Consider the following 22,157-nt stretch of genomic DNA (forward strand, 5'->3'; position numbering starts at 1 on the left):
GCTCTATGTTGGCGTGTGTTCGCTCATAGTTTGTCGCTACGCGCTCTATGTTGGCGTGTGTTCGCTCATAGTTTGTCGCTACGCGCTCTATGTTGGCGTGTGTTCGCTCATAGTTTGTCGCTACGCGCTCTATGTTGGCGTGTGTTCGCTCATAGTTTGTCGCTATGCGCTCTATGTTGGCGTGTGTTCGCTCATAGTTTGTCGCTATGCGCTCTATGTTGGCGTGTGTTCGCTCATAGTTTGTCGCTACGCGCTCTATGCCAGCGTAGGTTCGCTCATAGTCCATCGTTAAGCGCTCTATGCCAGCTTGAGTTCGCTCATAGTCCATCGTTAAGCGCTCTATGCCAGCGTGAGTTCGCTCATACTCCAGCGCTAACCGCTCTATCATCCCCGCTACCCGCTCATAACCCGAATGCTTCAAATCACTCAAAAAATGAAAACGGGAATAACTCCATTTTAGAATTTTCCTCTTCTCCGGAATGTTGTTCTCTCAACGAGCGATCCGTGCATAATTTCTTCGGCACATCTTTATCCTTCACATAGATCAACCGTTGCTTCGCACATTCATTGACCGCAATCCCGCCGGTTTCGATATCCACAATGACGCCTTGCACGCCTGAAGGGGGGAGGAATGGTTGTGGGGCTGTTCCTTCGTGTGCCGCTTCCATGAAATCAATCCATACCTTTTTCGAAACGGATTTATCCTCCAAATTTTCGAGTTGCTTGCCGCGGTCAAAGCCTGTCCAAATGCCCGCTGTTAATGTGGGCGAGAATCCAATCAAATATTGATCCGAAATCGTCGTTCCGGACTTCGCTGCATAAGGCCGCGTTTGTTTCGGTCGCATCGACAAGCCTGTAGAGGTTAAATAGTCATTGAAGACAGGGTCGAACATCCCCGTCATCAAATGCGTTAGCACAAATGCGTCTTGTTCCGACATCGCTTGCTTCGGTTTTTTCGAAGGATGTTCATAGACCAGTTTTCCGTTCGCATCTGTAATCGATAGAATCATTTGAGGTTCGACTTGTTTACCTTTTGACGCAATACGATTATACGCTGTCGTCATCTCGTACAATGTCACATCGGATGTTCCAAGCGCGACCGCTGGAGATTCGGGAAATGCCACATCGATGCCTAGCCGTTGCGCCATTTTTGTGTACGGCTTGTAACCGACTTGCTCAAGCGTCTTGACTGCATAGATATTATCTGAAATGGCAATCGCCTGTGCCAATGAAATCGGCTTCACCGCAAATTCCCCGTTAATATTACTCGGCTCATATGTCGAACGACCGTCATCATAGGTAAACAGTGTCTTTTCGGCCGTCATGAAGGTTAACGGGCTCATGCCTTTTTCCATTGCTGCCGCATAGAGGATCGGCTTCATTGCAGACCCTGGCTGACGTTTCGCTTGAGTCACTCGGTTAAAGGAGCTGTCGCCAAAATCCACTCCACCTACCATCGACGTGACGAAACCCGTGTCTGCAGCCATGGAGATGAATCCAACTTGCAGGTCATTTGCAGGCATCGCTTGTTTAATGGCTTGTTCCGCGGCTTGCTGGTGCTGTTGATTCAACGTCGTTCGGATTTGCCAGCCACCTTCTGCGGGTACTCGGCCTTTAGACGCGAGGATGTCTTCCGCCTGTTGCCATGCAGCATCCAAAAAATAAGGAGCCACTTGCTTCATATCTTTCCAACTCTCTGTTTTTAGCACAATTCTCTCTTCCACCGCGCGTTCCTTTTGCGCAGTTGAAATATAATCATATTGCTCCATTTGATCGAGTACGAGCAGTTGGCGGTTGCGTGAATTCTCGGGATTATCAAGAGGTGAATAAATGGAAGGACCTTTTGCGATTGCTGCAATCGTGGCGGCCTCTTCCAATGTCAGCTCTTTCGCGGCTTTAGAAAAATAAAACCGGCTGGCCGCTTCCACACCGTACATTCCATGACCGAAGTAGACAGTATTTAAATAACCTTCCAAAATCGTATCCTTGTCATAGAAAATTTCGAGGCGATAAGCAAACAGCGCCTCATGGATTTTTCGTGTCCAAGACTTTTCGTGTGTTAAATACAGATTCCGCGCATATTGCATGGTAATCGTACTCGCACCTTGCGCCTTGCTCATCGTTTTAACGTCCTTCAGAATGGCACCGGCAAGTCGTTTATAATCAAATCCATTATGCGAATAAAATTTCTTATCTTCTGTTGCTACAAAAGCATCTGTCAGAAAAGGGGATATATCGGACAGCTTCATCCAATACCGTCTATGTTGTGAAAAGTGATCCCCGATCTGATGCCCACTATGATCGAGGAACAATGAAGCCTTTGGTACGCTCAATGAAGGGGCACCAAGTACTTGGGCATATATTCGAAGGGCGATTAAGACAGTCACGATCGCGGCTATCGACGTGATCGACAGGGATAATACAATCTTTTTCCACCTTTTTCTATTAGTGGACTTTATATAATCGGTACGTTTCATTGCTCATCACATCCCGTTCCATTCAGTATCTTTTGACAGTATGGGACGGTTATGGACGGATTAAACGGACTGTAGGAAAAGTTTAGACGTGTAACATTGAAACTGGTGCCGGAAGAAGTGTATAATGAGTGAATCTATTTACTTAAGGCGGTGAACGAATGGAAGCGCCAAAAATGGAAGTTCAGCTCCGTTCCGTTATTCAACATCCAGACCAGCAAGCGGAAACGCATACGATGCAGGCAACTGGAGAACTCATTGAGAAAAAAGGACAGGCTTATTTATTGTTTGAAGAACGAACAGAAGGAATGCCAGTAGTCCGAACGACCGTGAAATTACATGCTGAAGATGCCTTCATCATGCGTAAAGGCGGCGTGCAGATGCGATTGCCGTTCAGACAAGACGATATGCGCCTCGGCACGTACGGTAATGGCCCTGCAGTTATGGATTTAGCCGTTTATACCAATCAACTGGAGTGGGTTCCTGGACGCTTTACGGTAGCGTACGACTTACATTCAGACGAAAGCTTATTAGGGAAATACCATTTGACAATAACCTACTCGGAGGTAACACAATGAATGCAGTAGAGCAGATTCAACATGAAATTAAAGAAGCATTGCACCAAGCCATTGAGAAAGCGCAACTAGTCGAAAGTGCAGATATTCCCGACATTAAATTGGAATCACCAAGAAGTAAAGAGAACGGAGATTATGCAGCGAATATCGCTATGCAGTTGACAAAACTAGCGAAAAAGCCGCCACGTGCAATTGCGGAAAGTATTTTAGAGCACCTCGATACGAAGAACACCGCAATCGACTCCATTGAAATCGCTGGACCTGGCTTCCTCAATATCCGCTTGAAAACAGACAGCCTCGGGGATATCGTGAAATCTGTCCTGGATCAAGGAGCAGACTACGGACGTTCCGATAGCGGACAGCAACAGAAGATCCAAGTTGAATTCGTATCAGCGAACCCAACAGGCGATTTGCACTTAGGACACGCACGTGGGGCATCCCTTGGAGATTCATTATGTAATATTCTCGACAAAGCAGGCTATGACGTAGCGCGTGAATACTATATCAATGATGCAGGTAATCAAATAAATAATTTAGCGTTATCGATTGACGTTCGTTATTTCGAAGCACTTGGATTGGAAAAAGAAATGCCAGAAGATGGTTATCGCGGCGCAGATATTATTACGATCGCAAAAGGTCTCGTCGAACAATACGGCGACAAGTATGTCCATGTTCCAGAACAAGAGCGACTTGCATTTTTCCGTGAACACGGCTTGAATATCGAACTGGATAAACTAAAGAAAGACTTGACGGACTTCCGCGTTCATTTCGACAACTGGTTCTCGGAAACGTCCCTATATAACAATGGTAAAATCGATGTCGCGCTCAATAAATTACGTGAAAATGGCCATGTCTTTGAAGAAGACGGTGCTACTTGGTTCCGTTCCACTACATTTGGTGACGATAAAGACCGTGTATTGATCAAGCAAGACGGTTCATTCACATATTTAACACCAGACATTGCTTATCACCAAGACAAGCTGAGTCGTGGATTTGATAAACTTATCAATATTTGGGGAGCAGACCACCACGGATATATTCCACGTATGAAAGCAGCTATCCAGGCGCTTGGCTATGACCGCGACACGCTTGAAGTAGAAGTGGCGCAAATGGTTCAGCTTTACAAAGACGGAGAAAAATTCAAAATGAGCAAACGCACAGGAAAAGCCGTCACATTGCGTGAACTCGTAGAAGAAGTAGGACTAGACGCTGTACGTTATTTCTTCGCGATGCGCTCAGGCGACGCACAAATGGACTTCGATTTAGATTTAGCCGTATCCAAATCCAATGAAAACCCTGTCTACTACGCACAATACGCACACGCACGTATTTGTTCGATCTTGCGTCAGGCAAAAGAACAGAATGTAGAAGCGTCAACAGAAAACGTCACGCTATTGCAAGACGAAAAAGAGTTAGAGCTACTGAAGAAACTCGGTGACTTCCCGAAACTAATCAGCGACTCGGCTCGTATGCGCGCACCGCACCGCGTAACAACATACATCCAGGAACTAGCAGCTACATTCCATAGTTTCTACAATGCGAACAAGGTGCTAGATCCGGAAAACAAAGACCTTTCCGAAGCACGTTTGGCATTGATTACAGCTACTAAAACAACGATTGCCAACGCGTTGAAACTTGTAGGCGTTGAAGCACCTGAAAGAATGTAATATATCGAAAATGGCCAAGCGGGTTTACTGCTTGGCTTTTTCTTTTTGAGTGGGAAAGGGGAAGGTAACGTTACGCTACGTTCCAGGCGGACGCGTTCGGGAGGGCCCGCGGTAAGCCAACCAGGTCGCTTCGCTTCCTTTTGGTTGTCTTACCTGTCGAGCTGATCCTCCCCGAGTCGCCGCCTTGCACTTCGCTTCACTGGTGTTTCTTTCTTGAGATAGAGAGTGAAGTTCAAGGGCTTACGGGTGATTAAATTTTGAGGTTGGAAAGGGGAAGGTAACGTTTCGCTACGTTCCAGGCGGACGCGTTTGGGAGGGCTCATCGCGAGGCCTCTCAGCAAAGCGTCCCCCTGCTGGAGCCTCACTCCCTATGTCATACCCAAACCCTCCTATCCCCTGTACAACCAACACTATTATCGCTATAATAAATCATAATTACATATCTTCTAAAAAGGTTCTCGAAAATTGAGATGAAAAGCGAAATCGGTTCAAATCCGATGCGGTCCCGCCACTGTACGTGCGATGCACAAGCCAGGTCACCTGCCTTTTTGGAAAATGAAGTTCCGCAGCAACCTACGAGGATAGGTGTGATGGAAGAGATCACGCATTGATTTCATCCCACCTAATCCTTCGAACTATCGGAGGGTTTTTTTCATGTCTGCGGCTTGCGTAATGCAATACACATATTGAAGGAGGAACACACATGAAGAAGTTTTGGCAACTACTGCTGACGGCTATGCTTGCGGTACTACTACTTGCAGCATGCGGAAGCGACAGTACAAAAGAAGAAACACCGGCAGATGAAAATCAAGCGGGGGAAGAAGCGAAAACAGAACAAGAGTCAACGGATACAACGAGTTACCCATACACCTTGACAGATGCAATTGGCGAAGAAATTACATTTGAACAAGCGCCGGAAACTGTCATTTCATTAATTCCAAGTAACACGGAAATTTTATTCGGTATTGATGCAGGCGATCAAGTCATCGCCGTTACAGAAAATGATGATTATCCTAAAGAAGTAACGGAGCTTGATACCGTAGGGGACTTTACGGTCAACATAGAAAAAGTGATTTCATTGCAACCGGAAGCGGTATTCGCACATGAAATGATGATGGGCTCGAATGAAGAAGGATTGAATCAAATTCGTGACGCAGGCATCCCTGTGATCGTCGTACAGAATGCAGGAACATTTGAAGAAACATATGAAACGATTGAAATGATTGGTGAAGTCATGGACAAAAATGCGGAAGCCAATCAAATCGTCGAAGATATGAAAACGAAAATTGCTGATATCGAAAAGAAAGCAGCAGATATCACGGATAAGAAGCGCGTGTTCGTTGAAAACTCCGATGCACCTGAAATCTATACGGCAGGAAAAGGCACATTCCCACAGCAGTTTTTGGATATCATTAACGCTGAAAACATTGTGACGGAAGAAGGCTGGATTATGATCAGTCCTGAAACGATTGTAGATGAAAATCCGGATGTGATTTTGGCGATCTATAGCTATGTTCCAAATGTCGTAGAAAATATTAAAACGCGTGACGGCTTTGATGCGGTGACTGCGATCAAAGAAGATCAAGTCATTCAACTGGATGAAGATATTACAAGCCGTACAGGTCCACGTTTAGCTGACGGATTAGAATTGTTTGCGAAAGCAATCTATCCGGAGGTATTCGGTGAATAAAACCGTTCTCGCCTACGTCGTGTCGATCGCCACATTGCTTGTGGCGATCTGGCTCGGTGTATCGATCGGTACAGTGAAAATACCAATAGAGACGCTATGGGATCAATCGGACACGACCGCAAGTAATATTTTGTGGAAGATTCGTATGCCGCGTGTGTTGCTGGCTGGAATCGTCGGTGCCTCATTGGCTATTTCAGGGGCTGCTTTTCAAGGGCTACTGAAAAACCCATTAGCTGATCCTTACACCCTCGGAGTGTCATCCGGTGCCTCTGTCGGCGCCGTGATCACACTCTTTTTTGGTATATCGCTGCCGGTCCTTGGCGCTTTCACCTTACCTGTATTTAGTATGATCGGTGCTGCAGTGACGATGTTTTTAGTGATCGGTTTTGCTCGAATGGTCGACCGGTCAATGAAAATGGAAACAATTATTTTAACAGGAATTATTTTCGGTTCATTTCTTGGTTCTGTGTTGTCGCTGATGATCGCGTTGACGCAAGAAGAACTCCGTCAAATTGTTGGTTGGCTTCTTGGTAGCGTATCGATGCGCGGCTGGAATTATATTGTAATGGTCTTGCCGTTTTTCATCATCGGCTCATTCATGCTGTGGCTTAATCGCCGCGAATTGAACGCTTTATTATTCGGTGAGGAACGTGCGCATCATCTTGGAGTCAATGTCAAACAGCGTAAATTGATGATTTTGCTAGGCGGATCGGTATTAACTGGATCGGCTGTTGCGGTGTCCGGAACAATCGGCTTCGTTGGCCTAGTTGTCCCCCATATGACACGTATGTTATGGGGCTCCGATCACCGTCATGTACTGCCGTTATCATTATGTAACGGTGCATCATTATTGATCATTTGCGATCTCGTAGCACGAACGATTATTTCACCGGCTGAATTACCGGTCGGTGTCATTACAGCATTCATTGGCGCTCCGGTGTTTGCCTATATCTTTTACAAACAACGTAGAAAAGGAGCGATGTGAAGATGTTGCAAGTGGAAAACGTATCGGGAAGCTACGGCAAGGAACCGATTGTGCGAAATGTGTCGTTCCACGTGGAAAAAGGAGAAGTTCTCGGAATTTTAGGGCCGAATGGTAGCGGGAAATCCACGTTATTGAAAATTATATCGGGAATTTTGCCGAAACAAAGCGGGAAGGTCATGATTGCAGGAAAACCTTCTGGCGCCTATACCCAAAAGCAATTCGCGCAGCAAGTGGCCGTCTTGCCGCAGCTCCATGCCCATGCCTTTTCTCATAGCGTGAAAGACACTGTTGCTCTCGGTCGTTATCCGTATCAATCGGGGATTTTCTCGAGCTGGTCGGAGTTGGATGAGCGAGCAGTGCAGGAAGCGATGAACTATACAGGTGTCACGCGATATGAAAATACCGCCATTGAATTATTATCTGGCGGCGAGCAACAACGCGTATTTGTTGCACAAGCGCTCGCCCAGCAAGCTCCTATTTTATTATTGGATGAACCGACGAACCATCTAGACATCGCGCATCAGCAACAATTACTCGATACGATCCGTAATCAAGCGAGGCAGAAAGGGATTACGGTCATTTCGGTATTTCATGACATCAATCTGGCCGCTCTTTATTGCGATCGTCTATTGCTGTTGAAGAACGGGGAAGTAGCATCAATCGGCGAACCGCAAGACGTCGTACTCGAGCAAGAGATTCATCACGTATACAACGCACGCGTCAAAACACAGCCCCATCCTGAAATGCCGAAGCCTCAAATGACGCTGTTGCCGAACTTGCAAGAAAAGGTGCAACTATTCAGTGTAAAGAAAGCGGACGTAACGATTCAAGAAGATCATGTATTGTTGCAATCAAGCCAACCGCTGAAGACGATTTCTTCCGCTGTCCATAATGCGGGGCTTGGTTGGTACAAGACGTTTGTCAATCGAGGCGTGCGTGCGGATTATATGATCGATGATGTACAGCGCGAGAACACGGAATACTTGCGAACGCTTGGCTATCATTTGACAGATACAGTCGCCATGATGACTGCCGTTAGTCCGGAGCACGTTGAAGTAGAAGAATATGAAGGACAGTTCGGCTCGATTGTCGTGGCCGTGACAGCGGGTGTCGGAAACGCGGTAGATGTTTCGAAGTCTTGGCAACGTGAAGATATTCCTTACATAGGTACGATCAATACATGGGTATTCATTAATGGTGAATTAAGTGAAGAAGCTTTCGTTCAGGCGTTGATTACCGCAACAGAAGCGAAGGCGAAAGCACTGCAAGACGAGCAAGTGAAGGATCCTGAATCGAGCACGGTCGCTACAGGGACTTCGACAGATAGCTTGTTGATCGCTTCTACGCAACAAGGAGAATACTTGCCGTACGCGGGGCCGATTACTCAACTTGGGAAGTTGATCGGTAAAGGGGTCTATGATTGTACGGTACGGGCAATTCATTCGTATCGATTAGCAGTAGGTGACCATCGATGATCCCTGCACATTTTATTGCGATTGCGATTGGCATGGTACTCGATCGAATCATTGGGGATCCACCCAACTGGCCGCATCCAGTCAAGTGGCTAGGCACGACGATTAGTAACTTGACGAAGCTATTGAATAAAGGCCGTATGCGCACAATAAAAGGTGCGATTGTATGGTTACTTATTTGTATGACGACATTTCTACTCGCCATTTGGCTCGTCAGTATCGCCTATCGCCTACATCTATTGGCGGGAATCGCAATCGAAGCGCTGCTCATTGCGGCGGGACTTGCACAAAAAAGTTTGCGAGACGCGGCGTTGCTCGTCTATGAGCCATTGAAGTCAGGAGATATGGACGAAGCCCGTGAAAAGCTAAGTTGGATTGTCGGCAGGGATACAAAGAAGCTCGACGAGAGTGCGATAGCCCGTGCTACGATTGAAACGGTTTCGGAAAATACGTCTGACGGCATCACGGCACCGTTATTTTGGGCGTTCTTGCTCGGGGCACCTGGTCTATGGTTATATAAAGCGGTCAATACACTCGACTCCATGGTAGGGTACAACGATGAGCGTTATCGGGAATTCGGAAAAGTTTCCGCACGCATGGATGATCTCTTTAACTGGATTCCTTCAAGAATTACAGGATTGCTCATTTTATTATGTACTCAGAATGAAGGTGGACATTCAATTAAAAAGCGAATTAGCGGTTGGTTAAGCGATGCAAAAAAACATATGAGCCCGAACAGCGGCTATTTGGAAGCAGCAACAGCTTGGCAACTCAATATCCAGTTAGGTGGGCGCAGTACATATCGCGGAGTAGTGTCGGAACGGGCGGTACTTGGCCCGTCAGTCGTTGCGAATAAAGAACATATCCGCTCCACAACATATCAAATGCAAGTCGTGTCTTGGACTTTCTGGTCACTCGGCACAGTAGTAGGAGGAATTTTCTATGCGATTGCCTGAACACGGTGCAAACAGCAAAAGACTGTATACATCAATTAATATTCCGATGCCTGATGAAGTGTTGGATTTCAGTGAAAACTGCAATCCAGCAGGACCACCACCGTCCGTAGTGGAAGCATGGCCTACGTTAATATCAACACTTAACGGCTATCCCGATCCAGATGGTCAGCCGTTTCGCTCGGCAGTTTCGGTTTTTCATCAAGTAGACGAACAACAAGTACTGATCGGCAATGGCGCCGCAGACATACTATCTTTATTGGCAGGGAATTACCGAGGCAAACGGGTCCTCTTGATTGACCCAACCTTTTCCGAATATCGCGCCACGCTTGAAGTGAATGGTGCAGAGGTCGTATCTCTTCAAGCAAGTGAAGCGGAAGGTTTTGAATTGCCTATGCGTCAAATTCTTGAGGCATTGCCTACAGCGGATGCGATCTATATTTGCACCCCTAATAACCCAACAGGCTTGTTGCCTACAAAAAACGAGCTACTAACGATTATAGAAGCAGCCAAAAACAGTTCGACAGATGTTGTGCTAGACGAAGCGTTCATTGATTTCGTTGATGAATCAAAATCCTTTATTCCGCAAGTCGCGAACTATTCGAATTTATTCATTGTCCGCTCGATGACGAAAATGTACGCGATTCCTGGTATCCGTCTAGGGTATGTAATCGCACATCCTGAACGGATAAAAACGCTGAAACAACGAGCTTCGCATTGGCATGTCAACGGACTCGCTGCTGAAATCGGTGTGTTCTGTTTACAGGAAGAAGTGTACCGTCAACAAGCAATTTTGCACGCGCAAACAGAACGCATAAAGATGACACAGTTCTTGCGCTCACATTGTTGTGAAGTGCTCAACTCTTCCACTAATTATCTCGTCATGAAGCCCATGCAAGATGCGAAGAAGCTTTATAAAGATTTATTGAATCAAGGGATCGTCCTGCGACATTCGGAAAACTTCCGTGGGATGGAAGGGCGTTGGTTACGGATCGGAATGAAGTCCGAAACGATGATGGATACACTGCGGGAGGCGATGGATCCATGGTTCAAGCGACAGTAACATTCATCAGTGGCGGGGCGCGCAGTGGAAAAAGTGCTTATGCGGAACGCCTACTTACGAATCAAAAGGCAAGTCGCCTCGTCTACATTGCATCTGGTGTAGTAGCCGATGAAGAGATGAAGCGTCGAATTGATCAACATAAAGAAGATCGTCGACATGCGAATTGGCACACAATCGAGCAACCGAAAAATCTCCAGGAAGTGTTGCCGTTTCTAAAATCGGGTGATCTCGTTCTATGGGACTGCCTGACTACGTGGCTCGCCAATGAAATGTATGAAGGATACGAAGAAGGTTCTCCTTGCGTTCATCGCTCGGGATGTGTAGAACAAAAGCAGAAACAACTACTTCACACGGTAAAGCAAATGAAAGAAATCGTTTCACAGCTAGTCATTGTTTCAAATGAAGTCCTCGATGAGTGGCCGCAATACGAAGAAGAGACGGAAATCTACCGCCAAACAATTGGCACGCTTCATCAACAAATCGTGGAGTTTGCAGATCATGCAATTGAAATGGATCACGGCATTCCGATTGTCTGGAAAGGTGAGAGTTTATGAACGGATTAATGATCGTAGGCACTGCGTCAGATGTAGGTAAAACGATGATTTGCAACGCACTATGCCGACTGCTTTCGAATGAAGGCGTCCATGTCGCACCTTTTAAATCACAAAATATGTCGGGCTTCTCTGAAACATTAGCGGACGGACGTGAAATCAGTCGCTCCCAATTTCAACAGGCAGAAGCGGCGCGTACTCAACCAATTGTTGAAATGAATCCCATTTTGATGAAACCACGAGGGGATATGCGGGCTGATGTTCTTTTCATGGGCGTACCGCTTGAGACGATAGACGGGCAATTCTTTCGTGAAGAGTGGTTCGATAAAGGTCTTGCAACGATCCAAGGAGCATTAGATTATTTGTCCGATCACTACGACATGCTGATCATCGAAGGGGCGGGAAGTACCGCAGAAGTAAATTTGATGGACCGTGAACTGACGAATATGCGCGTTGCGGAGCTAGCAGATGTGCCTGTCATACTAGTTGCGGACATTTCTAAAGGCGGCGCTTTTGCATCGATTGTCGGCACGCTTCAACTTCTTTCAGCAGAAAGACGTCAGCGTGTCAAAGGGATTATCATCAATAAGTTTTACGGCGACGCGTCCTTTTTCGAAGACGGGGTGAAATTCATTGAACAATACACCGGGATTCCGGTTGTAGGTGTCATTCCGGTCTTAGAAAACCATGGAATTCCAGAAGAAGACATGGATCGTAACACGCTTCCTGCAACAGAAGGAATCGATGTTTACGAACAATGGGCTGCTCACGTGAAGCAACATGTCGACTGGCCGTTGATTCAATCTATTTTGGCGTAAAGGAGCGGGAAGATGAATAGCATTTTATTAGCGCTCCAATTTTTCACGTCGCTACCTGTCCATAAAGAATTGCCGCTTGGGAAAAAAGAAGTGTCCGGTATGTACATCGCGTTGCCGTTCGTCGGTGGAGCAATCGGTTTACTACTAGCAGGCGTTGCGTATATTACGAGTGATTTCAATAGTTTCCTTGCGGCGGTACTGATTTTGCTAGCAGGCCTCATTGCGACTGGCGGTTTGCATGTAGACGGTTTTGCGGATCTCGGCGATGCATTCTTTTCCTATCAAGATCGTAAAAAACGTCTGACCATCATGGATGACCCGCGGCTCGGCGCATTTGGCACATTGTCGTTACTCGTTTTACTTTGCTTGAAAATCGGTTTATTCATGGAAATTCTACAGCTTGTAAACGGTTGGGCATTGCTTGTTGCGGTGCCGGTTCTCTCTCGTGCCGCTTTAGTAGCGTATTACACACTAACGAAAACCGCAAAGACAAGCGGCATTGCGTACTTTTTTAAACAACAATTCCTAAGCGGACGGATGCTAGTTGCGTCGAGCACCATTACTATCGTGACGATTATTCCGCTAACTATTCAATTGCGCTCCATTTTATTACTCCCCATTATGCTACTCGTCATATGCTTGTCGATCTGGCTTTATCATCGCTGGACGATCAAACATTTCGGAGGCGTCACAGGGGATCTATGCGGAGCATTCATTGAAGGAATGGAGGTGCTCTTATGGCTCGTCCTTATCATATATTTCTCGTTCGGCATTTAAAGACGATTGCCAATGAACAGCGAGTTTATTGTGGGTGGACGGATAGCGGATTGGTGTCACTAGAAGGCGAGGCCATTGAATTACCAGTAGCTGTCCAACAGGTAATTGGAAGTGATTTGATCAGAACCCGTCAAACCGCGGCCATTTATTTTCCACAAGCAGAATTTACAGCTGATCTACGCTGGCGGGAATGTCATTTCGGGGATTTTGAAGAACAGACGTATGATCAGTTGAAAAATGACCCCGACTATCGCAACTGGCTAGACGATTCATGGAACATCCCACCGCGCAATGGGGAAACATTGCAACAAGTAAAGTCACGCGTGTTGGATGCATTAGCTGAGTTGCCGAATGAAGCGGTCGTCGTGACGCATGGCGGCGTGATTCGCGTAGTGCTCGATACATTCACACAAGACCATCGTTCGTTTTGGGAATGGAACATAACGAACGGATCCATTTGGCAACTCGAATGGGCTAGCGAGAAAGAATTCAAGGAGGGGAAGCCATGCACGTCGTTATCGGAGGTGCCTATAACGGCAAAACGGATTATGTGAGACGTTGGATTGGCGATACGGCAGCTTGTTTCTGTACAATGGATACAACAGCAACCGCTAAACCCGGTGAATTACTCATCATTTCGGATTTGCATGAGTGGCTAAAGACTACAGACATAACAGAAAGAGAAGCAAGCAATGCCGTGCGTGAAATCAGCGACCCGAACACCGTCTTCATTTTAACAGAAATCGGGCGGGGCATTGTGCCAATTGATGCACAGCAACGCGAACTCCGCGATCGATGCGGCCGTTTGTATCAGCAATTATTTGCAGAAGCGACAACTGTTACAAGAATCTGGTATGGTATTCCTCAAACAATCAAAGGAGTGAAGTGAAATGAAAATCTACACAAAGACTGGCGATAAAGGGACGACAAGTTTAATTGGTGGACGCGTCGCAAAAGACGATTTGCGTGTCGAAGCATATGGCACGATCGATGAACTAAATTCATTCATCGGTAAAGCAATGACGGAACTAGACGGGGAGAAGTTTGCGGATATCCTGACTGATCTTGAAACGATCCAAAATGAATTATTCGACGGTGGTGGAGACTTAGCAAACGTCATGAAAGAGCGTCATTACAAGCTTGACGAAGAACCTATCACTGTTCTAGAAAACCGAATCGATAAGCTAATGGAAGAAGCGCCCGAACTAGAACGCTTCATCCTCCCTGGCGGCTCACCAGCGGCTGCGACATTACACATCGCGCGCACGGTCACACGCCGCGCAGAACGGGTGACCGTCACATTGATGAACGCAGCAGACGACGTATCACCCGTCGTGGGGCGCTATTTGAACCGTCTATCAGATTATCTATTCGTGGCGGCACGCATCGTGAACGCTCGACTTGGCATTTCAGACAATGAATACGTCCGTAGCGCAAAAGTATTCCGCACGAATGTGAAAAAGGATAAGTGATTATACGTTAACAGGGACCTCTGATAATTCCAGGGTCCCTGTTTTTTGTGGCGCGCTCAATCCGTCGGGGTATCCGCTCAATGTCGATGCAAAACCGCTCTATCAATCCCCGCATCCGCTCAATGTCGACGCCTAAGCGCTCAATCCGTCGGGGCATCCGCTCAATGTCAACGCAAAACCGCTCAATCCATCCCCGCATCCGCTCAATCACAACGACAAACCGCTCTATCCACACAATCACTTCAAACCCGAATCACATCATACAGTTCCATAAACTCTTTCTTACGCAAAATCTTCGGCACAGGATACAACGGGTTCGCTTCCGCTGAGGCGCGTTTAACCATTAGTGGAATATCTTCTACCATAATCCCATCCATTCGCTCCGGAATATTCATCGCATGATTCAACGCTCGAATGGCCTCAATGAACTTCTCAGCTTTCATTCGCTTCGTATCCGAATGATTTGTAACGCCAATTAAATCAGCCAACTCGGAAAGGGGAGTGTATACAGTTTTGCTGTAATATTCCAGTACGTGTGGCAAAATAATCGCATTTGCTAATCCGTGTGGTACGTTGTAAAATCCGCTGAGCGTGTGTGCAATTGCATGGATATTGCCGACATATGCTCGAGTAAATGCTTTACCGGCCAAATAAGAAGCTCGTTGCATATTCGTTCGCGCGGTCAAATTATCTCCATTGCGATAGGCTTCGTATAAATTCGTGAACACGAGTTGTACTACTGCCCGGCTATCATTCCACGTGTCTTTCGTATTACTGTTGCCAATATATGCTTCGACTGCATGAGTTAAGGCGTCCATTCCGGTAGCTGCGGTAATCGCTGGCGGCAACTTCATCGTCAACAATGGATCGAGTACAGCATAATGAGGGATCAGTGACGTGTCATTGATCGCATACTTCTCATGCGTCTCACTATTTGTCACTACCGCAGCGAGAGTCGCTTCACTTCCGCTTCCCGCTGTCGTAGGTACCGTGAACAACGTGGGGATTCGCTTGCGCACGTGGAATAAGCCTTTCAATTCGGGAATTTGTTTCTCGGGCCTCGCAATTCTTGCACCTACTGCTTTTGCACAATCAATCGGAGAACCGCCACCGAACGCAATTAATGCTTGACATTCATTCGCTACGTACAAACCTCGTGCTTCTTCAATGTTGACTATTGTAGGATTTGCGACAGTTTGGTCATATACCAAGTATTTGATACCGAGTGAATCGAGACCGAGTAGCATGACGTCTAGTAAGCCGAGTTTGGCGATGTTGCGATCTGTAATAATGAAAACATTATCCAGTCCAAGACTTTTCACTTTCCCCGCAAGGCCTTCCACGCTACCAGGTCCAACTAGTAACTCAGGCTCTCGCCAAGGTAAAAAGTTCATTCCCACTTTGAGCCCTCTTTGAAATAATCGTGCATACACTCGCTTCATAACAAAACTCCTTTCTATTGTTAGCAACACATTATGAAAACGTTAGCATGAAGTGGTTAAATTTGCTATATTGAGTTACAATGAAAAAGAATATTCCTATTAGTTTGATAGTAATGTTATACTAGTTGTATAGAGCATAGATTTTCTCTAATTTGGAAGTTCTAGCCCCTAGGTAAATTTGTAAATTAAAGTAATGTAGAATAAAGCCTATAAGGGCGGGCTTAGATGATAGAATAATGTTAATAAATAAAAAAGTACTTGACAAAAAGACCTTTCAACCATAGTAAGAAAATAAAAAATAAACTTATAAAAACAGTTGACTGAATGATCATTCATTATTACACTATACATAGAATATAATTGAAAGCGGTTTCTCAAAGGGAATCTCAAGTAGAAGAAATGGAAGGGGAATAAGAGATGAATATATTACTCATCGCAAACTGGATATTATTTGTAGCAGTCGTCGTATACGGCTTTGGTCTATTCCTATACTTATTAAAAACTCGCTACGAATTCATCCGACTGGGGAGAAAAGAAGAGTTCGACAATGACGTCAAAGCGCGTCTGAAGAAAATTTGGGTATACGTATTCGGACAAAAGAAACTACTGAAAGATAAAAAGAGTGGGGCCATTCACGTCATGTTCTTCTATGGTTTCCTACTCGTACAATTCGGGGCAATTGATCTGATCTGGAAAGGATTAAAGCCGGGATCACATCTGCCACTCGGCCCATTGTATCCGGCATTTACATTCTTCCAGGAAATCGTCGTATTCGTTATCCTAGTAGCGGTCGTATGGGCGTTCTATCGTCGTTATATGGAGAAACTAGTGCGTCTGAAACGCGGCTGGAAATCGGGTCTAGTTCTGATATTTATTGGACTACTTATGATTTCTACACTTGTTGCTAACGGCGCGAATATGATTTGGCATAATGAAGGCACTACATGGACAGAGCCAATGGCATCGATCATCGCAACAGTATTTAGCGGTGTTCCGACAAGCGTGGCCGCAGCGATATTCTTTGTCGGCTGGTGGGTACACTTACTGACATTGCTGACGTTCTTAGTGTATGTACCACAATCTAAGCACGCACACTTGATCGCAGGTCCAGCAAACGTGTATTTCCACCGCTTAGATCATGCGGGACGTTTGAAGCCAATCGATTTTGAAGCACTTGAAGAAATTGAAGACGAGGACGAAATGCCGCCACTTGGTGTTGGCAAGATCACGGATTTCACACAAGCGCAAATGATCGATTTCTATGCATGTGTAGAATGTGGACGCTGTACGAATATGTGTCCGGCAACGGGTACAGGTAAAATGCTGTCACCAATGGACTTGATCACCAAGCTCCGCGACCACCTAACAAACACCGGTGCAGTCATGACGAAACAACAACCGTGGGTACCACAACTAATGTTTAAAAACTCACAAGGAAATCAATTGGCACTCGCTGCTACGGCAGATGGAATGACAATTGATGAACTATATAGTCCTTCATTAATCGGCGACGTCATTACAGAAGAAGAGATTTGGGCATGTACGACGTGCCGTAACTGTGAAGACCAGTGTCCGGTAATGAATGAACACGTAGATAAGATTATCGATCTTCGCCGTTATCTGGTGATGACGGAAGGAAAGATGGATGCGGATGCACAGCGCGCGATGACAAACATTGAACGCCAAGGTAATCCATGGGGACTTAACCGTAAAGAGAAAGAAAACTGGAGAGACGCACGTCCAGACTTGCACATCCCGACGGTGAAGGAAGCGAAGAAAGCAGGAGAAGACTTCGAATACTTACTATGGGTTGGTTCTATGGGTGCGTTTGATAACCGCTCACAGAAAATCGCTCTATCTTTCGCACATTTATTGAATGAAGCAGGGGTAAGCTTTGCGATTCTCGGTAACAAAGAGAAGAACTCCGGAGACACACCACGTCGTCTCGGAAATGAATTCTTATTCCAAGAGCTCGCAACAGCGAATATCGCGGAATTCGAAAAAGCGAACGTATCGAAAATTGTGACGATCGATCCGCACGCTTACAATATCTTCAAAAATGAATATCCAGATTTCGGTCTGCAAGTCATCGTTAAACACCATACTGAGTTGCTTCATGAACTGGTCATGGCAGGCAAGCTAGTACCGAAATATGCAATCGATGAAGTCATCACATTCCACGACTCTTGTTACTTAGGTCGCTATAACGACGTCTATGATCAGCCGAGAGAAATTCTTAAAGCGATTCCAGGCGTTCAGTTAGTAGAAATGGAACGTAGCCGTGAAGAAGGTATGTGTTGTGGAGCAGGTGGCGGTATGATGTGGATGGAAGAAGATACAGGCCAGCGCGTCAACGTAGCTCGTACTGAGCAAGCGCTTGAAGTTAGCCCAGGAATCATTTCATCTGGCTGTCCGTATTGTTTGACCATGTTGTCTGACGGAACGAAAGCGGTTGAAGTCGAAGAACAAGTCGGCACATACGATATTGCTGAACTATTAGAACGGTCGATCTTTGGAGAATTCCAAACAATCACTGAGCCTGAAGAAGAAGTGGTAGAAGAAATAGTAGTTGTGGAAGAAGTAGTAGAATCGAAGGAATTGATTTCGGAGCCTGAGTTAGCTGTAACGGTTGAAACAGGGGATGAAACATCGAAAATCGGCGATGGAAAACGGAATTAAAATTATTGCGAATATCGTGTCAATACCGTACAATTAAGTTATCTAAAACGCTAACAATTGAATGAACTAAACAATAAGAGGGTGCATAGCCCCTCTTATTTAGTAGTCATGTATCGAGCGAGCGTTCAGTCAGCATATAAACTAGGGGGAATGGGAAAATGAGAACAGTTATTTTACAAGGTGCTAGAACACCATTTGGAAAATTAAGCGGTGCATTGCAATCACAAACAGCAAGCGATCTAGGGGGCATTGCGATCAAAGAAGCATTGGCCCGTGCTGGCGTACAAGGCGATCAAGTGGATGAAGTGATTATGGGGACTGTTTTACAAGCAGGGCAAGGGCAGATTCCTTCACGTCAAGCAGCTGTCAAAGGTGGCATTCCATATGGCGTCAAAACGGAAACGATCAACAAAGTATGCGCTTCCGGAATGCGCAGTATCACACTTGCTGACCAGCTAATTCGTCTTGGTGATGAGACAACAATCGTCGCAGGCGGTATGGAATCGATGACCAACGCACCCTATTATGCAAATGTCCGTTCAGGTTTGAAAATGGGCGATAGCACATTGGTAGATGGCATGATTTATGATGGATTGACGTGTTCATTCTCCGAAGGCAATGTTCACATGGGCACATACGGAAACAGGACAGCAAACGACTTCTCAGTAAGCCGTGAAACGCAGGACAAATGGTCATTACGTAGTCATGAACGCGCACTGGAAGCGATGGAAAAAGGAGTGTTCGCAGAGGAGATCGTTGGAGTTAGCATTCCTCAACGGAAAGGTGATCCAATCGTTGTGACAGAAGATGAAGGCCCACGTAGAGGCAGTTCACTTGAAGCATTGGCGAAACTACGCCCAGCGTTCGGTAAAGACGGTAGTGTCACAGCTGGAAACGCACCTGGCATTAACGACGGTGCATGTGCTGTAGTGTTAATGAATGAAGACGAAGCGAAAAAGCAAGGCAAAGAACCGCTTGCTATTATTCTAGGTCACGCGGAAGTAGCCATCGAACCGGAACGTTTCCCAGAAACACCAGGTCACGTCATTAAGGCATTACTTGAGAAAACAGGGAAAACAGCAGACGACATTGATTTATACGAAATCAATGAAGCATTCGCAGTCGTTGCGCTCGCAAGCTCACAAATTGCTGGACTGGACGAAGAAAAAGTGAACGTCAATGGTGGCGCAGTCGCACTAGGTCACCCAATCGGTGCAAGTGGAGCGCGTGTTGTACTTACATTGGCGAATGAACTAAAACGTCGCGGTGGTGGAATCGGTATCGCAGCAATCTGTTCAGGTGGCGGCCAAGGCGATGCGATCATGATTGAAGTACCCAAAACTAACTGAGCGGGGGCATTCCAGATGACAATTGAAAAAGTATTTGTAATTGGCGCAGGACAAATGGGCGGAGGAATTGCTCAAGTCTGCGCACAGGCGGGCTATCAAGTAACTCTTCATGATCTCAATGAAGAAGCATATGACCGAGGTTTTAAAGTCATCACGAAAAACTTAACGCGCAACGTGGAAAAAGGCCGTATGACTGAGGAAGAGAAAGAAGCCGTCCTCGGTCGTTTCACAAAATCACTAGATATGCAAAATGCAAAAGATGCCGACATCGTCATCGAAGCGGCAGTTGAAAATATGGCAATCAAAACAAAGATCTTCGCAGAGCTAGATGAGATCACACCGGAACATACTATTTTAGCGACGAACACATCTTCATTGCCCATCACGGAAATCGGTGCGGCTACAAAACGTCCAGGAAAAGTAATTGGTATGCACTTCATGAATCCAGTACCAGTCATGCAGCTTGTCGAAGTCATCCGCGGACTTGCAACAGATGATGATGTCTACGAAGCAGTTGAAGAGATGACGAAAAAGCTCAACAAAACACCTGTTGAAGTAAACGATGCACCCGGCTTTGTCGCAAACCGTGTGTTGATGCCGATGATCAACGAAGCGATCTTCACATTATACGAAGGTGTCGCAACGAAAGAAGCGATTGACGATGTTATGAAAATGGGGATGAATCATCCGATGGGGCCACTGCAACTGGCAGATTTCATTGGACTCGACACATGCCTCTACATTATGGAAACATTGTATGAAGGATTCGGCGACTCGAAATATCGTCCATGCCCATTGTTACGTAAATACGTCAAAGCAGGTTGGCACGGCAAAAAAACAGGGCGCGGTTTCTATTCATACGAATAAATGAATTAAGTTGAAAGCAAGAGGTGAAAAGGATGGACTTTACATTAACAGAAGAACAACTAATGATGCGCCAAATGGTTCGTGATTTCGCAAAAAACGAGATCGAACCTTGGATTCCACGGATGGAAGATGGGGAATTTCCACGTGAACTACTAGAAAAAATGGGTGAGCTCGGATTGATGGGAATTACAGCACCTGAACAGTATGGAGGTTCAGAAATGGACTTCTTGTCATATATCATCGCAATTCACGAACTATCAAAAGTCAGCGCCGTCATGGGAGTCGTGTTGTCTGTTCATACTTCTGTTGGAATGAATCCGATCCTCTACTTTGGTACGGAAGAACAAAAGAATCGCTACTTGCCAAAAATGGCATCCGGTGAATACTTGGGTGCATTTTGCCTGACAGAAGCATCGTCCGGATCAGACGCAGGTTCATTGAAAACGAAAGCGAAGCGAGTCGACGACCATTACATAATCAATGGCTCGAAAATGTTCATCACAAACGGTGGGGAAGCGGACGTCTACATCGTCTTTGCTAACACCGCTCCTGAAAAAGGAACGTATGGCATCACCGCATTCATTGTTGACCGGGATACACCGGGATTATCTATAGGCAAAGATGAAAAGAAAATGGGTCTACACGGCTCGCGAACCGTCGCGCTTAGCTTCGACAATATGAAAGTACCTGTGGAAAATAGACTGGGTGAAGAAGAAGGCGGCTTCAAAATCGCCATGGCCAATCTTGACGTCGGTCGAATCGGTATCGCCGCTCAAGCGTTAGGCATAGCAGAAGCCTCACTAGAAGCTGCCGTTGCCTATGCAAAAGAACGCGAGCAATTCGGCAAACCCATCGCAGCCAATCAAGGCATAGGCTTCAAACTAGCCGACATGGCCACCGCAACAGAAGCGGCTCGACTACTAGTCTACCGCGCAGCTTGGCTACGTTCAGAGGGTAAACCATGCGGCAAAGAAGCGTCCATGGCCAAACTATTTGCATCCCAAGCCTCCGTAGATAACTCCATAGAAGCCGTCCAAGTATTCGGCGGCTATGGCTACACGAAGGATTATCCAGTAGAACGTTACTTCCGCGACGCGAAAGTATGCCAAATCTACGAAGGCACAAGCGAAATTCAAAAAGTAGTCATCGCCAAACATCTAACAAACTAATGTTAGAAGCGCTTAGGGGAGTGCAATGCGCGGTTCAGCCACACTTTGGCACTGTCAGCACAAACTACGCCATGGCAACCACCGCAACTTACTATTTTCAATGACGTTCTTTTGCTTCACCAGTATAAAATTAGGGATTGGAGCGGAAGAAGGG

Annotated in this window: 20 protein-coding genes and 1 riboswitch; of the genes, 17 read left to right on the top strand and 3 right to left on the bottom strand. The window is 46.0% G+C overall.

The features are described 5' to 3' along the window. Together CSV73_RS16760 and CSV73_RS12555 are read right to left on the bottom strand one after the other, a co-directional pair. The coding region (locus CSV73_RS16760) for a hypothetical protein (RefSeq protein WP_233202899.1) at positions 1-388 on the bottom strand (388 nt) is incomplete at its 3' end. A gap of 34 nt (positions 389-422) precedes the next feature. Then, a complete protein-coding gene (locus tag CSV73_RS12555) occupies positions 423-2,477 on the bottom strand; it encodes a transglycosylase domain-containing protein (protein ID WP_085132668.1) in 2,055 nt (684 codons plus the stop codon). Positions 2,478-2,635: 158 nt separating this feature from the next. Here CSV73_RS12555 and CSV73_RS12560 point away from each other — a divergent pair, with 158 nt between their 5' ends. From CSV73_RS12560 to CSV73_RS12620, 13 genes are all read left to right on the top strand, one after another. Next, complete coding sequence (locus tag CSV73_RS12560) at positions 2,636-3,052, top strand: YwiB family protein (RefSeq protein WP_085132669.1); 417 nt, start codon at positions 2,636-2,638, stop codon at positions 3,050-3,052. Beyond that, positions 3,049-4,716, top strand: coding sequence for an arginine--tRNA ligase (gene argS, locus CSV73_RS12565; protein ID WP_085132670.1), 1,668 nt, complete (start codon positions 3,049-3,051; stop codon positions 4,714-4,716). Before CSV73_RS12560 ends, argS begins: the two co-directional genes overlap by 4 nt. A gap of 435 nt (positions 4,717-5,151) precedes the next feature. Continuing rightward, positions 5,152-5,278, top strand: a riboswitch (cobalamin riboswitch). A 141-nt stretch (positions 5,279-5,419) separates the two neighbouring features. Next, the gene (locus CSV73_RS12570) at positions 5,420-6,406 is read left to right on the top strand and encodes an ABC transporter substrate-binding protein (protein ID WP_099627771.1); all 987 of its coding nucleotides are present in this window, start codon (positions 5,420-5,422) and stop codon (positions 6,404-6,406) included. After that, complete coding sequence (locus tag CSV73_RS12575) at positions 6,399-7,391, top strand: FecCD family ABC transporter permease (RefSeq protein WP_099627772.1); 993 nt, start codon at positions 6,399-6,401, stop codon at positions 7,389-7,391. Before CSV73_RS12570 ends, CSV73_RS12575 begins: the two co-directional genes overlap by 8 nt. Before the next feature lie 2 nt (positions 7,392-7,393). Further along, positions 7,394-8,866: an adenosylcobinamide amidohydrolase gene (locus CSV73_RS12580; protein ID WP_099627773.1), complete on the top strand. Its 1,473-nt coding sequence runs from the start codon at positions 7,394-7,396 to the stop codon at positions 8,864-8,866. Beyond that, complete coding sequence (gene cbiB, locus CSV73_RS12585) at positions 8,866-9,819, top strand: adenosylcobinamide-phosphate synthase CbiB (protein ID WP_099627803.1); 954 nt, start codon at positions 8,866-8,868, stop codon at positions 9,817-9,819. Before CSV73_RS12580 ends, cbiB begins: the two co-directional genes overlap by 1 nt. After that, entirely contained in the window at positions 9,806-10,879 is a 1,074-nt protein-coding gene (cobD, locus tag CSV73_RS12590; RefSeq protein WP_099627774.1) for a threonine-phosphate decarboxylase CobD, read from the top strand. The genes cbiB and cobD overlap by 14 nt, the downstream gene beginning before the upstream one ends. Beyond that, complete coding sequence (locus CSV73_RS12595) at positions 10,861-11,433, top strand: bifunctional adenosylcobinamide kinase/adenosylcobinamide-phosphate guanylyltransferase (RefSeq protein WP_099627775.1); 573 nt, start codon at positions 10,861-10,863, stop codon at positions 11,431-11,433. The genes cobD and CSV73_RS12595 overlap by 19 nt, the downstream gene beginning before the upstream one ends. Further along, entirely contained in the window at positions 11,430-12,248 is an 819-nt protein-coding gene (locus tag CSV73_RS12600; protein WP_099627776.1) for a cobyric acid synthase, read from the top strand. Before CSV73_RS12595 ends, CSV73_RS12600 begins: the two co-directional genes overlap by 4 nt. 12 nt (positions 12,249-12,260) lie before the next feature. Then, complete coding sequence (gene cobS / locus CSV73_RS12605) at positions 12,261-13,025, top strand: adenosylcobinamide-GDP ribazoletransferase (RefSeq protein WP_099627777.1); 765 nt, start codon at positions 12,261-12,263, stop codon at positions 13,023-13,025. After that, a complete protein-coding gene (locus tag CSV73_RS12610; protein WP_099627778.1) occupies positions 12,986-13,579 on the top strand; it encodes a histidine phosphatase family protein in 594 nt (197 codons plus the stop codon). The genes cobS and CSV73_RS12610 overlap by 40 nt, the downstream gene beginning before the upstream one ends. After that, entirely contained in the window at positions 13,531-13,914 is a 384-nt protein-coding gene (locus CSV73_RS12615; RefSeq protein WP_099627779.1) for a bifunctional adenosylcobinamide kinase/adenosylcobinamide-phosphate guanylyltransferase, read from the top strand. The genes CSV73_RS12610 and CSV73_RS12615 overlap by 49 nt, the downstream gene beginning before the upstream one ends. A gap of 1 nt (position 13,915) precedes the next feature. Further along, positions 13,916-14,497, top strand: a complete 582-nt coding sequence (locus CSV73_RS12620) for a cob(I)yrinic acid a,c-diamide adenosyltransferase (protein ID WP_085132680.1) — start codon at positions 13,916-13,918, stop codon at positions 14,495-14,497. A gap of 242 nt (positions 14,498-14,739) precedes the next feature. On the opposite strand, the gene CSV73_RS12625 is transcribed toward CSV73_RS12620, so the two are convergent. Next, entirely contained in the window at positions 14,740-15,939 is a 1,200-nt protein-coding gene (locus CSV73_RS12625) for an iron-containing alcohol dehydrogenase (protein WP_099627780.1), read from the bottom strand. A gap of 417 nt (positions 15,940-16,356) precedes the next feature. Between CSV73_RS12625 and CSV73_RS12630 the strand changes: the two genes are divergently transcribed. From CSV73_RS12630 to CSV73_RS12645, 4 genes are all read left to right on the top strand, one after another. Next, complete coding sequence (locus CSV73_RS12630) at positions 16,357-18,618, top strand: (Fe-S)-binding protein (RefSeq protein WP_099627781.1); 2,262 nt, start codon at positions 16,357-16,359, stop codon at positions 18,616-18,618. A 158-nt stretch (positions 18,619-18,776) separates the two neighbouring features. Then, on the top strand, positions 18,777-19,967 hold the full coding sequence (locus CSV73_RS12635; RefSeq protein ID WP_085132682.1) for an acetyl-CoA C-acetyltransferase: 1,191 nt from the start codon (positions 18,777-18,779) through the stop codon (positions 19,965-19,967). 15 nt (positions 19,968-19,982) lie between these two features. Then, positions 19,983-20,834: a 3-hydroxybutyryl-CoA dehydrogenase gene (locus tag CSV73_RS12640; RefSeq protein ID WP_085132683.1), complete on the top strand. Its 852-nt coding sequence runs from the start codon at positions 19,983-19,985 to the stop codon at positions 20,832-20,834. Between the two features lie 32 nt (positions 20,835-20,866). After that, complete coding sequence (locus CSV73_RS12645) at positions 20,867-22,003, top strand: acyl-CoA dehydrogenase (RefSeq protein ID WP_099627782.1); 1,137 nt, start codon at positions 20,867-20,869, stop codon at positions 22,001-22,003. Positions 22,004-22,157: the final 154 nt, after the last annotated feature.

Origin of the sequence: Sporosarcina sp. P1 (genome assembly GCF_002743155.1) — a bacterium.
Classification (GTDB): Bacteria; Bacillota; Bacilli; order Bacillales_A; family Planococcaceae; genus Sporosarcina; species Sporosarcina ureae_B.

Coding starts and splice junctions, on each gene's coding strand:
- CSV73_RS12555 (WP_085132668.1), bottom strand. CDS start 2,477: ATGAAACGTACCGATTATATAAAGTCCACTAATAGAAAAAGGTGGAAA.
- CSV73_RS12560 (WP_085132669.1), top strand. CDS start 2,636: ATGGAAGCGCCAAAAATGGAAGTTCAGCTCCGTTCCGTTATTCAACAT.
- argS (WP_085132670.1), top strand. CDS start 3,049: ATGAATGCAGTAGAGCAGATTCAACATGAAATTAAAGAAGCATTGCAC.
- CSV73_RS12570 (WP_099627771.1), top strand. CDS start 5,420: ATGAAGAAGTTTTGGCAACTACTGCTGACGGCTATGCTTGCGGTACTA.
- CSV73_RS12580 (WP_099627773.1), top strand. CDS start 7,394: ATGTTGCAAGTGGAAAACGTATCGGGAAGCTACGGCAAGGAACCGATT.
- cobD (WP_099627774.1), top strand. CDS start 9,806: ATGCGATTGCCTGAACACGGTGCAAACAGCAAAAGACTGTATACATCA.
- CSV73_RS12595 (WP_099627775.1), top strand. CDS start 10,861: ATGGTTCAAGCGACAGTAACATTCATCAGTGGCGGGGCGCGCAGTGGA.
- CSV73_RS12600 (WP_099627776.1), top strand. CDS start 11,430: ATGAACGGATTAATGATCGTAGGCACTGCGTCAGATGTAGGTAAAACG.
- cobS (WP_099627777.1), top strand. CDS start 12,261: ATGAATAGCATTTTATTAGCGCTCCAATTTTTCACGTCGCTACCTGTC.
- CSV73_RS12610 (WP_099627778.1), top strand. CDS start 12,986: ATGGCTCGTCCTTATCATATATTTCTCGTTCGGCATTTAAAGACGATT.
- CSV73_RS12615 (WP_099627779.1), top strand. CDS start 13,531: ATGCACGTCGTTATCGGAGGTGCCTATAACGGCAAAACGGATTATGTG.
- CSV73_RS12620 (WP_085132680.1), top strand. CDS start 13,916: ATGAAAATCTACACAAAGACTGGCGATAAAGGGACGACAAGTTTAATT.
- CSV73_RS12625 (WP_099627780.1), bottom strand. CDS start 15,939: ATGAAGCGAGTGTATGCACGATTATTTCAAAGAGGGCTCAAAGTGGGA.
- CSV73_RS12630 (WP_099627781.1), top strand. CDS start 16,357: ATGAATATATTACTCATCGCAAACTGGATATTATTTGTAGCAGTCGTC.
- CSV73_RS12635 (WP_085132682.1), top strand. CDS start 18,777: ATGAGAACAGTTATTTTACAAGGTGCTAGAACACCATTTGGAAAATTA.
- CSV73_RS12640 (WP_085132683.1), top strand. CDS start 19,983: ATGACAATTGAAAAAGTATTTGTAATTGGCGCAGGACAAATGGGCGGA.
- CSV73_RS12645 (WP_099627782.1), top strand. CDS start 20,867: ATGGACTTTACATTAACAGAAGAACAACTAATGATGCGCCAAATGGTT.